Source organism: Sporomusa sp., from assembly GCF_057736855.1.
This window is the reverse complement of sequence record NZ_JBYKYF010000047.1, coordinates 1-14562: the sequence shown is the minus strand read 5'-3', so window position 1 is coordinate 14562 and position 14562 is coordinate 1. Positions and strand designations below refer to the sequence as shown.

Here is a 14562-nt window from a genome sequence, read left to right as displayed (position 1 = left end):
TGGAGTTTAATATTGGCAGGTGTAAGCAAGGACCTTCCTACAAATTTACTTAGAGAGCCGTCAGTGGTAGCCATTGACCGTGATACCAATCGCATTTTGGCTATAGGTGAAGAAGCTCGCCGGATGCTTGGCCGAACACCGGGCAATATTATTGCCATTCGACCTCTTAGCGAAGGAGTAATTGCCGACTATGATACCACCGAAAGCATGCTTAGGCATTTTATCCAAAAAGTAGCAGGCAAAAACTTCTTTTTTAAACCTAGAATTATGATCTGCATACCCTCTGGCGTAACTACCGTAGAAAAACGGGCAGTATTGGAAGCAGCTATGCAGGCAGGCGCTAGTAAGACATTTCTGATTGAAGAACCGCTGGCAGCCGCACTGGGAGCTGGTCTGGAGATTTCCGAGCCGTGCGGGGCTATGGTTGTGGATATCGGCGGAGGCACCACCGATGTAGCAGTACTCAGTCTTGGCGGAATTGTTGTCAGCGAATCGCTGCGGATTGGCGGCGACAAATTTGATGAGGCGCTTATCCGCCACGTGAAAAAGGAATACAATATTTTAATTGGTGAACGTACTGCTGAAGAAATCAAAGTTACGATTGCTACCGCCTATCCCAATGGCCGCAACGAAACCATGGAGATACGCGGCCGGGATTTGATATCAGGTTTGCCCAAAACCGTGCGGGTGAGTTCAGCAGAAACTCGGGAAGCATTAATCGAACCAGTGTCGTTGATTGTTGAATGCGTCAAGTCGGTATTAGAAAAGACGCCACCTGAATTGGCGGCTGATATTGTTGACCGCGGTATTGTGATGACTGGCGGAGGATCATTGCTTCATGGGATGGACAAGCTGATTAATCAGGAGACAGGCATTCCCACCTATTTAGCAGAAGACCCCTTATCTTGTGTGGCATTGGGAACAGGTAAGGCACTTGAATCATTAGAAAGTCTGCAGGATACACTGACAACATTGAAAAAGGGTACTCTTGCCGGTTAAGACAATGTAGTCAACTAAGTTATTTTAACTCCAGTGTATGTAACCGTGGTGCCGAGAGTGGCATAGTTATCAGATAAAAATATTGAAGAGGTGACACCATTGATTCGAGGTATTTATACATCAGGTTCTGGCATGCTGGCAGAAACCATTAGAGCAGACGCTACTGCCAATAATCTGGCAAATGCTAATACCACTGGTTATAAAAAAGATGTTGCCATATCCAAGGATTTTGCTAGTTTATTAATTCATCGCATGAATGATGGCCAAGAGGCTCCAGCTATCGGCACATTGGGAGTAGGTACTATCATTGACGAGATCGCTACCATTCATACTGGCGGTGCGCTGAGTCCGAGCGGTAACCCATTGGATTTTGCCATTGACGGCAAAGGATACTTTGTTGTTCAGACACCGGCGGGAGAACGTTTTACTAGAAACGGTGCCTTTAGTCGTAATGGACAGGGTGAACTAGTAACTTCGGAAGGTTATCAGGTGCTTGGGCAAAACGGAGCGATTGTCATTCCTGACGGCAAACTTTCTGTGGAAGAATCCGGCAGAATTACTGTTGATGGTGTAGAGGTCGGGCAACTGCGAGTAGTAGAATTTGCTAATGAGCGTGAACTTGTTAAAGAAGGAAACAGCCTGTTCCGTGCGTCAACGGCTGGACAGCAGGCAACCGGTAAAGTCGTACAGGGTTTTTTGGAACGCTCTAATGTCAATGTGATTAACGAAATGGTGAACATGATAACCGGATACCGGGCGTATGAAGTCAATGCCAAAACTGTGCAAGCGCATGACCAACTACTGGATAAAGCAGTAAATGAAGTGGGGAAAGTCTAAGCTGCAAGCTTTAGCATAATTCCTGCTTAACTTTTACGCAATATCATTCGATATATAATACAAAGGGCTGGATCAGAAGAAGGCTTCAATGCCGTGACAACTAAAAACTGTGGGAAATTATTCTAGTAAAAAACTACAGGCATGGGGTTGACACGGTACAAGCATTGCTGCATGCAGAAATAGTATATAAATATAATTGCGGGGGTTACAAACAATGATTAGAGCTTTATGGACTGCTGGCACAGGGATGATTGCTCAACAGGCCAATCTTGATGTCATATCCAATAACCTGTCGAATGTGAACACAACCGGTTTCAAGAAAAGTCGTGCCGATTTTCAGGATCTTATGTACCAAACTCTTCGTCAGGCAGGCGCAGCCACTGGTGCGGATACTGAAGTGCCAAGCGGTATCCAAATGGGGCATGGTGTGCGCCTGATAGCTACCCAGAAACTATATGGGCAAGGAAACTTCCAGAGCACAGGTAATGACTTTGATCTTGCTATCGAAGGGGATGGTTTTTTTCAAATTACTATGCCTGATGGCGAGATAGCGTATACTCGTGACGGGGCCTTCAAAAAAGACTCGCAGGGACGATTGGTGACTTCAGAAGGTTATCCATTAGAACCTGTAATTACCGTTCCTGAAAATGCCTCCGGTATTACTGTTTCATCAGATGGGCGTGTTACCGCATCAACACCGGATGGTGAGGAAGATCTGGGACAGATCACAATTGCCCGGTTTGTTAATCCTGCAGGCCTGGAAAATATTGGCCACAATTTACTGAAAGAGACAACCGCCTCTGGCGCACCAGTTATCGGCAATCCTGGTGAAGATGGTGCAGGTACTATCATTCAGCAATATCTCGAAATGTCTAATGTGCAAGTCGTTGAAGAAATGGTTAATATGATTGTTGCCCAGCGGGCCTATGAAGTAAATTCCAAAGCCATCCAAACGGCTGATGACATGCTGGAAAGAGCCGCTAACTTAAAACGTTAGGGAATAACGCATGAGGCATAATTTTTACCGGCTTACCATGGTACTTCTATGTGTTGCCGGTATATTATTTACCGGCGGCAAAGCCGAGGCCCAGGCAATAACCATTGTAGTTGCTCCGGAATCCATAGTTAGCGGACCGTACATTACGCTTGGCGACATTGCTGACATCAGGGGCAGTGATGCTGACCGAATAACTGCTTTGCGCCAAATTAAACTAGGGCCTGCTCCTTCGCCTGGCCGCAGTTTCGTCTTTTCCACAGAACTGCTGAGAGTCAGAGTAAGCGCCGCCAAGGTGGATTGTAGAGGAATAGTCTGGCAAGTTCCGCCACAGTTTAAAGTAACTGCTTCCTCGCAGGTATTACGTGGACAAATGATTACTGCGGAAGCGGAACAGTATCTGAAAACACGGCTTTCTGGTGCTGATGTCGTTATTACGCCGATCACGCAGGTGGAAGATTTGTTTATTCCCCCAGGTACGGTTACTTATGACTTTGAGCTACCTTATGGGGTTAAATATAATTCGCCAACAACCGTAAGTATCGGGGTCCAGGTAGCTGGTCAAACGTACAAGGTTGTTCACCTAAAATTTGACATAAGAAAATATGAGCAGGTTGCCGTAACCACCCGAGCATTAGCTGCCCGCGAATTGATAGCTGAAGAACATGTAAGTTTTGAACGACGGGATGTCGGGCGTTTGCCACCAGGCTATTTTACTGACATTAACAAAATATTAGGTTTGGCAGTAAAACGTCAATTAGCTCCTGGTACGGTTATAACTGATAGTATGCTGGAAAAGCCAATACTCATACAACGAGGAAAAACGATTACCATTGTTGCGAGAATTGGCGGTATAGAAGTAAGTGCACCTGGCATTGCTTTACAAAACGGCAGTGAAAACCAGGTTATCAAGGTGAAAAATGCAAACTCGAATAAGACAATTACGGGTCGGGTTATTAATGAAACGACCGTGCAGGCTCATTTGTCAAGAGATTAACCGGTAGATGGGCTGAAATTCCTTTTGAAATGGAGTCTACTTTTAGCGGAAAGGCAGGATGAAAATGATCCGCAATTTTGTAATTCTTCTATTGATGCTCACCTGTAGCATCGCCTCTGTTCCGGTTGCTAAGGCTCAATCTCTCTGGGTAGATAACTCACCAGCCGCTAACATGTTTACTGATCGTCGAGCCTATGCTGTTGGTGATATCCTCACCATTATCATCAATGAATCCTCCAGCGCCAGCCGTTCTGGGAAAGCGTCTAATTCAAAGTCAGCCAGCACTAACTTAGATGCTGGTGTTGGTTTATTCACCTTTATTGAGCCAGTGAGCGGCAGTAGTTCAGACAAGTTTGATTCCCAGGGTTCTATTTCCAATACTAACCGAGTAAGTGGACGGATTACTGTTACCATAACCGAGATTAAACCCAATGGGCAAATGGTTATCTCCGGTACTCAAACCATTAAACAAAACTCGGATGTTCAAAAAATAACCATTACTGGTGTTGTTCGTCCGGAAGATATAACTGCAGACAATACGATATTGTCAAACAAAATTGCTGACGCACAGCTTAAATTTGAGGGTAAAGGGCCGTTAACCAGAAAGCAGCGTCAAGGCATACTGACTCAGGTATTTGATTTCTTATTCTAATCAGAAAATGCTCAATTAACAACGATTAGCGGAGGACATATGCGCAAACTAATAGCTATGTTTCTGGTCGCCGCATTGGCCATAAGTATAACAGCTTCTGCGATGGCTGCACCAACACAGGTTAGTACCCGGATTAAGGATGTAGCCAAGGTGCAAGGCGTACGCAGTAACCAACTGGTAGGCTATGGCTTGGTAGTTGGACTGGCAGGCACCGGGGACTCAGATAAAACCACCTATACACTCCAATCCATTGCCAATATGCTCAAAACGTTTGGGGTTGTAATTAATACTTCGCAGCTCAAGCCGAAAAATATAGCAGCCGTTATGGTTACAGCCACATTACCGCCTTTCGCCAAAGCAGGTGATGTTATTGATATTACCGTATCGTCGATCGGTGATGCTAAGAGTTTACAGGGCGGTACTCTGCTGCAAACCCCGCTACGGGCTGCTAATGGTCAAGTATATGCTGTAGCTCAGGGACCGCTGTCAACCGGGGGCTTTGTCTTTGGTTCCGGTGGTTCAAGACAACAGAAAAATTTCCCCACCGTAGGCAACATTCCTAATGGCGCGTTAGTCGAACGGGAAGTACCTATGGATTTTACCGATAAAGAAAAACTTACGCTGAGCCTTAACCAGCCAGACTTTACTACCGCCAGTCGGATAAGTGAAGCCATTGACCAACGGTTTGGACAGATAAGTCTAGCTAAAGATCCTGGCACAGTCATCGTCAATATCCCTTATTATTATCGCAATGATGTCGTTGGGTTTGTTGCTGCAGTGGAAGAATTGGCTATTACTCCTGATACTGTGGCAAAAGTGGTTATCAATGAACGCACAGGTACGGTAGTTATTGGCAGCAATGTGACTATTGACCAAGTGGCAGTGGCCCAAGGTGGTCTTACTGTAAAAATTGGTAGCATCCCAGAGGTATCTCAGCCTCCGGCTTTTTCCGACGGACGTACGGTAGTGACAACCGAAATAACCGTTGACGCAAAAGAAGAAGAAGCCGGGCTGATTGTTCTGCCTGCTTCAGCCAATGTGGGAGATGTTGTGGCTGCTCTCAATGCAGTAGGAGCTACGCCACGTGATGTTATTTCTATTCTTCAGGCTATTAAGGCAGCAGGTGCACTGCACGCTGAACTCCAAATCATGTAGGCAGGTAGGTGAGTTTGATGCGTATCTATTCCCACAATCATATACAGTCCAATACGATTTCTCGTACTGGTGGGACTCCGGTCATCGACCAAGGAACGTCATTTGCTGAGCAGATGGAGAAAGCCGCCGCAAAGGCAGCCAAACGGACAGATTTGACAACTGCTGATGCTGCTGCAAAATCTGATGAAGATGCTAAACTCAAAGCAGCCTGCAAAGAAATGGAAGCGGTATTCCTGAATATGCTGTTGACCAGGATGCGGGCGACTGTGCCGAAAGGAAATCTGCTTGGAAACAGCTCAGAAGAACAGCTGTTAACTTCCTTATTGGATACTGAGCTAACCAAAAATATGGCACAAGCCGGTGGTATAGGGCTGGCTGATATGTTATACCGTCAGTTGAACACAAGTATTGGAAAAAGCCAGGCTGTTCGTTAGCCTGGCTTTCCTTATCCAGACAAATGGCTTGCCTGAACCAAGTTGGCTTAGGCAAGTTTGGTTTTTTAAGATAAATCTCTCTGCTGCAAACAGCAGAAGAGCAGGAGGATTCCCAAGAAGTTAGGCGAATAATTTTGTAAGCTTACGTTCATGCCAGAGGTATGGCACAAGCTGTATAACCTATTCATAAGGAGTATTATTACATGCTGAAACAATTACGGTCGCGTATAAGCATGTTTTTGATTACAGTTATATTGTGTGTTTCTATTCAAGGTACGGTACAGGCAGCACCCACGATTGTTGTGAAAAACATTCGGACAAGTCAAACAACCGAAACCGTACGCTTTGTCTTTGATGTTACAGATTTGCCTCAGTATAAGGTAATGACCTTAGACAATCCGCTTAGATTAGTCATTGATATGCCGGGAACTGTCAATAAGGCGGCTGCTCAATATACTATTAATGACCCGACAGTGAAGGGGCTGCGACTGGCGCAATTCCAACCAGGAAGATTACGGGCTGTGATTGACTTAAAAACAGTCTATATGTATAAAGTCTTTACGTTACGTAATCCTAATCGTTTGGTAGTCGATATCATAAAAGACTATGAACATAAACTGGTTGATGAAGTAGTTCCTGGCATTATCTATACTTCATGGTTGCGACATGCTGCCCATGGACCGGTGTGGGCTCATATTCTTGATATTGACCCGAGTGCAGGCTTTCAGATAAAACCGGTATTGTCCAATGGTGCAATACAAGGGCTAGAGCCGCTCAAGGCCATGGTTGAACGCAGCCGTGCTATCGCAGGGGTTAATGGTTCTTACTTCGGTCTTGATGGCTCCATTATCGGTTTGATGAAAATAGATGGTGAAATTGTCAGCACCCCAGAATTACCGCGTACGGCCCTAGGTATATTGCCAAATGGCAGCATGTTGATTGACCAAGTGCACTATGAAGGAAAAGTTGAGCTGCCTAATGGAAAAGATGTGCCCATTAATGCCGTAAACCGTGAGCGCGGTGAGAATGAACTGATTTTGTATAACGGTTTCTATGCTCCTACGACTAAAACCAATCCGCATGGCAAAGAGTATATTATCGTCAACGGCAAGGTAACAGCCGTTAATACTAACAATTCCCCCATCCCGCCTGACGGTGTGGTTTTGTCGGCACATGGTAAAGCAGCCGAGATGGTTTCCTGCCTACAAATCGGCGACACGGTTACTGTGCGGCAAACACTGGGTTATGAATGGGATAAAACCCAGCACGCTTTAGGAGCAGGTCCTATGTTAGTTAAAAATCACAGTGTTTTTTTGACGACAAAGCTCGAACAATTTGGGCCAGATGTTGCGAAGGGACGCGCGCCGCGGACTGCCATCGGACTGAAAGATGATGGACACATTTTGGCAGTTGTCGTGGATGGACGGCAGGATAGCAGCATTGGCATGACGCTGTTGGAATTGGCTTTTTTCATGCAAGAACTAGGGGCGCGAGATGCCATGAATCTGGATGGCGGCGGTTCAAGTGAAATGGTAATTAAAGGAAGCATAGTTAACAAACCATCAGATGGTCGGGAACGTCGGGTGGGGAATGCGCTGGTAATTATTCCTTCCCAGGTTGCTAATTAAAGAAAATGCGTTATAATAAAACTAGGCATAGCCTTTATAATTTAAGAAAAGGCAGGTGTTACCCATGATGGCTCATAGACGGAGTATCATTATTCTTACCGTATTGCTAGTTATTGGCGCTGTGGCCTGGGCTTTGGCTGCAGGACAATTAGTAGACCAGCGCGGTGTATTAGCAGGCAGTGTTATGGCAAATGGTTTAACAGTTCCTGGCGCTATGGTTCGTGAAGGCGATATTTTAGTATATGTTCAAACTATTACCGGTCCGGCTCCTGCAGTTCGAGCGACAGTCGACGGTAGAGTCAAGGAAGTATTGGTAAAGCCTGGAGATAAAGTAAAAACCGGTGATATTTTAGTACGAATTGAACCACTTAAACGATAGGGAAGGATGAAGATCTTGTTAATACTTATACGGCGCTGTCTGGCAGCGCTGGCAGCGATAGTTTTCCTGCTGCCATTGGTCACAGTCCAGGCAGCGCCAGAATTTATGCCTGTTGATCAAATAACCAAAGGCATGCATGGGATTGCCAAAACCGTTGTATCTGGCAACAAAATTGAAGAATTTGGCGTAGAAATTTTAGATGTGATGAAGAATAAAGGGCCGTCTGGCGATTTGCTGCTGGTGCGTACTTATGGTGATGTTATCGAGCGTACCGGCGGTATTGCGCAAGGAATGAGCGGCAGTCCGGTATACATTGATGGCAAACTGGTAGGTGCGATTGCCTATGGCTGGGGATTAACCGACCATAAAATCGGAATGGTGACTCCGATTGCCGATATGCTGGCCCTTTGGGACCTGGATAATACACATAAGCAGGTTGAACTTAAGGTACCAGAAGAAATCCAAGCCCCTGCGAATGAGGCCGCTACGCCGCTAATGGTATCAGGCTTTGGTGATCAGTCCCTAAAAATGCTGGCAGACAAACTAAAACCATATAATCTTACTCCCTATGCTGTCAGCGGTAGTATGGATGATAGCAACAATGGCATTGCCTATCGAACTGTAGAACCAGGCAGTACCATTGGTGTACAGTTGGTTCGTGGTGATGTCAGTGTAGGGTCCTTAGGTACCGTAACTTATGTTGAAGGTGATAAAATTCTGGCGTTCGGTCATCCGTTTCTGAAGCGGGGCCAAGCCAACTATTTTCTGACAGATGCTAACGTATATACTACTGTGAAAGGGTTGGAAAACTCATTTAAAGTTGGCAGCCCAACCGAAGCTATCGGAATGATTACCCAAGATCGCGGAGCTGGTATTGCCGGTAAGCTGGGACACTTTCCCGGCATTGTCCCGTTAAGAATCAGTGTTACTGACAAAACTCTCGATCGTACGAAAGATATGTGGGCGCAGGTTGTTCAAGATGAGGAATTGGCACCTACTCTTTCGGCAGTCAGTGTATTCAATGCCATCGAAAAAACCATTGATCGTGTGGGTTCCGGTTCTGCCCGAGTTAACTTTGAAATCAGCGCAGCTGGTATCCCTGGTGGAATCATGAAACGCGAAAATATGTTTTATACCCAAGGAAATATTGGAGAACTGGCGATAGCTGAGATCCATGAAGCGCTAACGCTGCTTGCTGGCAATCAGTTTGCTCCTGTAACCATCATGGATGTAAAAGTGGATGTGACCGTTGACAAAGAGCGCCGGACAGCCACCATTGTCGAAGCTAAGGCCAATACCGCTGAGGCTAAACCGGGCGATACTGTGAAAATTGAGGTTAAGCTAAAACCTTTCCGCAGTGACCCTATCACTAGACAACTAACCTACACAGTACCCCAAGACCAGCAACCAGGGACACTTATGCTGGCAGTACGTGGTGGTGGCATGGTTTCCATGGCCCAATTGTTGGGAAAAACCCAAGTTACAGAAGAAGATATCAGTAAACTGTTTCAGACCAAACCAAAGGCCAAGTCGTTAGAGGAAGCGGTTAAAGAGTTGGTCAATCGTGACCGTAATAACGATATCGTCGTTGAAGTCATTGATATGGGCATGTCTAACAACACTACCGGCGGCCCAAGCAAGAATACTAAGTCAGCAGCTGAAAATAAATTTGCACCTACGCCAGCTCCGGTACCGTCAGACATGGCTCAACTAACAGCAAAACTGGGTAGTAAATATGCTGCTCAAGCAGCAAAGAACACCAAAGAAAACGCTGCTTCCCGTAAAGTTCATCTAACAACAGACTATATCATTGACGGCGATGCTCAAATTGTATTAAATATAACAAAATAGACTAAGACAGGTAGGGGCTGACTCAATTAACCATTGAGTCAGCCCCTACGTTTAATGATTATAAAATGGTCGCGGTTTCTTTTGATTTGTGTTATAATTATAAAACAAATAATTAGTGACAAATGTTTATTCTGAATGTACTAAAGTATACTATTGGCTTTTAACTATAGGTTTGCCAAACAAGTAAAAAATTGAGGATGTATAGTAACCAAATTAAACATCGAAAATGTTTTTAACTAGTAATTGGCGCATTGGAAGTGTTTGTTAATTTTTTTTAGTAGAATTGAATGAAGATCAGTCTATATATGCTGTATTGATACTTTCAGCAAGTACATATTTAAGGAGGAATTAATTATGTTTACTGAATTTCGCCTGGGGTATGGGAATGAGGAAATAACTTGCAGCCTGCCAACCAAGCAAATCTTGCAGGTTATCGAAGGCAAACCAGTTGAGGCGGTTACTGATATTCCCGCGGCCGTTAAGGCGGCTCTTGCCAACCCCATTGGTAGCCCGCCGCTAAAACAAGTTGTTAAACAAGGTGATAAAGTATGTATCATCGCGAGCGACATTACCCGCGCTTGGGTTCGTCATGACCTTTTCTTACCAACGCTGCTGGACGAGCTCAATGCAGCCGGTGTACCGGATAGCGATATTACTCTGGTGGTTGCTCTTGGTGCCCATCGCTATCATACACCAGAAGAAAACCTTGCCACCTATGGGAAAGAAGTGGTTGACCGGATTAAGATTGAGCAAAGTCATGCTCCGGCTGCCGAAAACTTCGTAAAAGTTGGCACCACCAGTCGAGGCGTGGAGGCATATGTTCATAAGACGGTTGTCCAGGCCGATAAAGTGATATTGACTGGCGGTATTGTCTATCACTTAATGGCTGGCTTCGGCGGTGGCCGCAAGGCAATTATGCCTGGAGTTTCAGGCTATAACAGTATTCAGGGAAATCATAGTTTTTGTTTGCATGATGTAGTGGGTCAAGGCATAAGTCCGAACTGCATTTCTGGTAAGCTTAAAGGTAACAATATGCACGAAGATATGACAGAAATAGCAGCAATGGTTAATCCTGCGTTTCTGCTCAATGCAGTGTTAACACCTGAAGGAACTTTTGCCAAATTTGTTTCCGGACACTGGTATGATGCTTGGTTGGAAGGCTGCCGTGCAGTAGAAGATATTTTCGGGGTTCCGATCAGGGAAAAGGCTGATCTTGTTATTGGCTCGGCTGGCGGTTTCCCAAAAGATATTAACCTGTACCAAGGTTCCAAGAGTATTGATAACGCCTTTATGGCAGTCAAAGAAGGGGGAGTTGTCATCCTCCTCATGGAATGTCGCGACATCATGGAACCACCCGATTTCAGCGGTTGGTTTGATTTCACATCCCTGCATGAACGGGAGCTAGCGCTGCGCAAAGGCTTTACCGTCCCAGGCTTCATTGCCCTTAAGTGTGGCTTAATCGCCAAACAAGTGTCAATGATTATTGTTACTTTGCCACAAAATAGGGAGTTTATTGCCAAGGCGGGGATGATACCGGCCAGCTCGCTAGAGGAAGCTATGGCGATTGCCGAAGAAAAGCTAGGTCGCAAAGATTACTCGATTACCGTAATGCCTCATGCCGCCAATACGGTACCTGTAATGAAAGAATAATCCCACTTTTATGTTCAAAATCCGTAGACGAAAAGATCTGCGGATTTTTCTTATTCCATCAGAACAGATAATTAATCATATTGACGTAAGAATGATTAGGCATCAGTCGTGCTACGCCTAGCTGGTAAAACCATTGAGTCTGGCCCACTTTTCCCTCGTTTCCCAATATTTAAATCAGCGGATGATGGCAGGGAATTAGAAAAAAATATGGAATAGTATTAAGCATTATCGAATATTTAGTCGAATGTAGGGAGCATGTATATGCTTATTGAGCTTTTGGCCCGTATTGGGAGATTGGTTATTAGCGCTCTAGAAAATATGGGGCAGATCGTGATGCTGTTTGGACAAAGTATTTACCATTTGCGTGGTTTCAATGCCACGTTGCTTGTACGACAGATGGCTCATTTAGGGGCGGACTCGCTGCCTATCGTGCTGCTTACCATGCTGTTTACTGGCATGGTTATGACCGTTCAGACAGGTCATGAATTTGTAAAATATGGGGCTCAGTCATCGGTCGGCGGTTTGGTGGCTGTGGCCATGGGACGCGAATTGTCGCCAGTTCTGACCGGCGTGGTATTTGCCGGGCGGGTAGGTGCTGCCATCACGGCTGAAATTGGTTCCATGAAGGTGACAGAACAAATTGATGCTTTGCGGGTTATGGCAGTAAATCCGATAGCCTATCTGGTTGTGCCTAGGCTGCTTGCATGTATGTTTATGCTGCCTGTTTTAGTTATTTTCGGTAATGTTATTGGTATAATTGGCAGTTATGTGATTGCTACCATGTATACAGGTATTACGTCCTTTACTTTTTTTAATTCCATTAAGGTTTTTGCTGTGCCGCATGATGTGATCGGCGGTTTGATCAAAGCCATATTTTTTGGTGCCATTATTGCCATTATTGGTTGCCATAAGGGCTTGACCACTGCGCAAGGTGCAGAAGGAGTAGGGAGGGCGACTACAGGCTCGGTGGTGCTGTCCATTATTTTGATTTTTATCAGCAATTATTTTTTATCTGTTATACTTTATCGTTAGTAGTCCGTAGAAATGGGGTACTGCCGTGATTAAACTTATTAATGTTACTATGAATTTTGGCGGCAAACAAATACTCAAAGATATTAATCTGACAGTTGAACAAGGGGAAATTATGGTTATTATCGGCCCCAGCGGTTCTGGTAAAAGTACACTGCTCAGACTTATTATCGGCCTCTTAAAACCAACTTCCGGGGAGGTATGGGTTAACGGCCGGGAGATTACTCGAATGAATGAAGATGAGCTGAATAGCATCCGGTTAGAGATGGGAATGGTATTTCAGTATTCAGCTCTGTTTGACTCCATGTCGGTGGGCGAAAATGTAGCCTTTGGGCTTAGACAGCATACCAAGATGACAGAGGAGGAAATTGCTCGGACGGTGCGGCGAAAGTTGCGCATGGTAGGCCTGCGGGGCCAAGAGAATGCCATGCCGAACGAATTATCAGGCGGCATGAAAAAACGGGTCAGTTTAGCCCGGGCGATTGCTATTGATCCGCATATTGTACTGTATGATGAACCTACTGCCGGTCTTGATCCCATTATGTCCAATACCATTGACCGGCTGATTGTTAGCACCAGACGGATGATTGACGCTACTTCGGTTGTCGTTACTCATGATATGGCGAGTGCTTTTAGCATTGCCGACCGGATTGCCATGATTTATAACGGCAGCATTGTAGAAATTGGCACACCAGCGATGATAAAACAATCGGAAAACCCCATTGTGGCTAAATTTATCCGGGGAGCTACGATGGTAGCGGAAAATAAAGGGAGGTCCAGAACGTGAATACCGAAGCCAAAGTGGGAGCGATAACCCTGGCCGGTCTGGTGTTACTGGCTGGAATGATTATGTACTTAACTGGCATGAGTTTTGGTGAAAAAGGATATCCGGTCCACGCAGTATTTAGTCAGGTAAATGGTTTGAAACCAGGCAATTTGGTGCGTTATGCTGGAGTAGAAATTGGCAGGGTAACCGACGTACGGGTGGTCCCTGAGGGTGTAATGGCTGAAATATTGCTTAATCCGGGTGTAAAAGTTCCTGTTGGTTCGAAATTCACCATTGGTTCTGACGGGTTATTGGGGGAAAAATTCATTAACATTGTACCGCCGCAGGACGTCACCGGCTTCTTAACTCCTAATGCTCAGGTGCAGGGTGACAATCCGCAGGGACTTGACGAATTGATGGTAGCGGCTAATGAGGTACTGGCTGAAGTCAAAACCTTGGTGGCTGCTCTCAATGATGTAGTTGGTGATGAAAAAGTTCGGGTTGCGCTTAAAGAAGCGGCAGTAAATACCAGAGACGTTACTGCTAATTTGGAAAAGTTGACAGCTACCCTTGCCAGCATGGCCGCTACGAATCAGGAAGATGTTACTACTATGGTTCGTAATCTCAAAGATATGTCTGTCAGCCTGAATTCGACAGCAGCCCGAGTAGATAAATTGGTGAGTGATGTTGATAACAACGGACAGACTGCCGCCGATTTACGGGAAACCATAGCTGTCCTTAAGCAGACTACCAGTCGGGTAGAAAAAATGGCTGCTGCGTTAGAAGACGTGGTGACAGACCCTGATACAGCCAAACATCTTAAGGAAACCATCAAGAATGCCAGTGAAGCCTCGGCAAAAGCGAACAAAATGCTGGGCAAAGTGGCAGACATTAAAACCGAAGCCAGTGTCGAAACCCTATATAGTTCAGATACGCATGAATATCAGAGCAATGCGGATTTTACTATTAGCACCTCGCCCCGTGACTTTGCCGTCATCGGAGTTAGTGACATTGGCGAAGGCAATAAAGTAAATTTGCAAGTAGGTAAGAGCGGTCAGGCTATTGACCAGCGTTTTGGTCTGATTGAGAGTAAAGCCGGCGTAGGTGTGGATGCCAAAGTAGGTAACCAACTGCGCATGTCGCTGGATGTATATGATCCTAATGATGTACGGGTCAAGCTGCGTGCCCAGT

Annotated in this window: 14 protein-coding genes; all 14 read left to right on the top strand. The window is 45.4% G+C overall.

Annotated elements, in window-relative coordinates:
• Positions 1-9: 9 nt before the first annotated feature.
• Positions 10-999 (top strand): rod shape-determining protein MreB, encoded by a 990-nt coding sequence (mreB, locus tag AC29Z1_RS05010; RefSeq protein WP_488270359.1) that lies wholly within the window; start codon positions 10-12, stop codon positions 997-999.
• Positions 1000-1089: 90 nt separating this feature from the next.
• Complete coding sequence (flgF, locus tag AC29Z1_RS05005) at positions 1090-1836, top strand: flagellar basal-body rod protein FlgF (RefSeq protein WP_488270358.1); 747 nt, start codon at positions 1090-1092, stop codon at positions 1834-1836.
• A 214-nt stretch (positions 1837-2050) separates the two neighbouring features.
• Complete coding sequence (gene flgG, locus AC29Z1_RS05000; RefSeq protein ID WP_488270357.1) at positions 2051-2833, top strand: flagellar basal-body rod protein FlgG; 783 nt, start codon at positions 2051-2053, stop codon at positions 2831-2833.
• Between the two features lie 10 nt (positions 2834-2843).
• A complete protein-coding gene (flgA, locus tag AC29Z1_RS04995; RefSeq protein WP_488270356.1) occupies positions 2844-3827 on the top strand; it encodes a flagellar basal body P-ring formation chaperone FlgA in 984 nt (327 codons plus the stop codon).
• A 64-nt stretch (positions 3828-3891) separates the two neighbouring features.
• Positions 3892-4479, top strand: coding sequence for a flagellar basal body L-ring protein FlgH (locus AC29Z1_RS04990; protein WP_488270355.1), 588 nt, complete (start codon positions 3892-3894; stop codon positions 4477-4479).
• A 39-nt stretch (positions 4480-4518) separates the two neighbouring features.
• Positions 4519-5634: a flagellar basal body P-ring protein FlgI gene (locus tag AC29Z1_RS04985; protein ID WP_488270354.1), complete on the top strand. Its 1116-nt coding sequence runs from the start codon at positions 4519-4521 to the stop codon at positions 5632-5634.
• Positions 5635-5651: 17 nt separating this feature from the next.
• Entirely contained in the window at positions 5652-6068 is a 417-nt protein-coding gene (locus tag AC29Z1_RS04980) for a rod-binding protein (protein WP_488270353.1), read from the top strand.
• A gap of 203 nt (positions 6069-6271) precedes the next feature.
• Entirely contained in the window at positions 6272-7696 is a 1425-nt protein-coding gene (locus tag AC29Z1_RS04975) for a phosphodiester glycosidase family protein (protein WP_488270352.1), read from the top strand.
• Positions 7697-7760: 64 nt separating this feature from the next.
• Entirely contained in the window at positions 7761-8075 is a 315-nt protein-coding gene (locus AC29Z1_RS04970) for a biotin/lipoyl-containing protein (protein WP_488270351.1), read from the top strand.
• Between the two features lie 6 nt (positions 8076-8081).
• On the top strand, positions 8082-9926 hold the full coding sequence (locus AC29Z1_RS04965; protein ID WP_488270350.1) for a SpoIVB peptidase S55 domain-containing protein: 1845 nt from the start codon (positions 8082-8084) through the stop codon (positions 9924-9926).
• A gap of 354 nt (positions 9927-10280) precedes the next feature.
• A complete protein-coding gene (gene larAH10 / locus AC29Z1_RS04960) occupies positions 10281-11576 on the top strand; it encodes an NPN-dependent 2-hydroxyacid racemase, LarAH10 family (protein ID WP_488270349.1) in 1296 nt (431 codons plus the stop codon).
• Between the two features lie 261 nt (positions 11577-11837).
• The gene (locus AC29Z1_RS04955) at positions 11838-12608 is read left to right on the top strand and encodes an MlaE family ABC transporter permease (protein WP_488270348.1); all 771 of its coding nucleotides are present in this window, start codon (positions 11838-11840) and stop codon (positions 12606-12608) included.
• Positions 12609-12633: 25 nt separating this feature from the next.
• Complete coding sequence (locus tag AC29Z1_RS04950) at positions 12634-13392, top strand: ABC transporter ATP-binding protein (RefSeq protein WP_488270347.1); 759 nt, start codon at positions 12634-12636, stop codon at positions 13390-13392.
• On the top strand, positions 13389-14562 hold a 1174-nt coding region (locus AC29Z1_RS04945; protein ID WP_488270346.1), incomplete at its 3' end, for an MlaD family protein. The genes AC29Z1_RS04950 and AC29Z1_RS04945, both read left to right, overlap by 4 nt.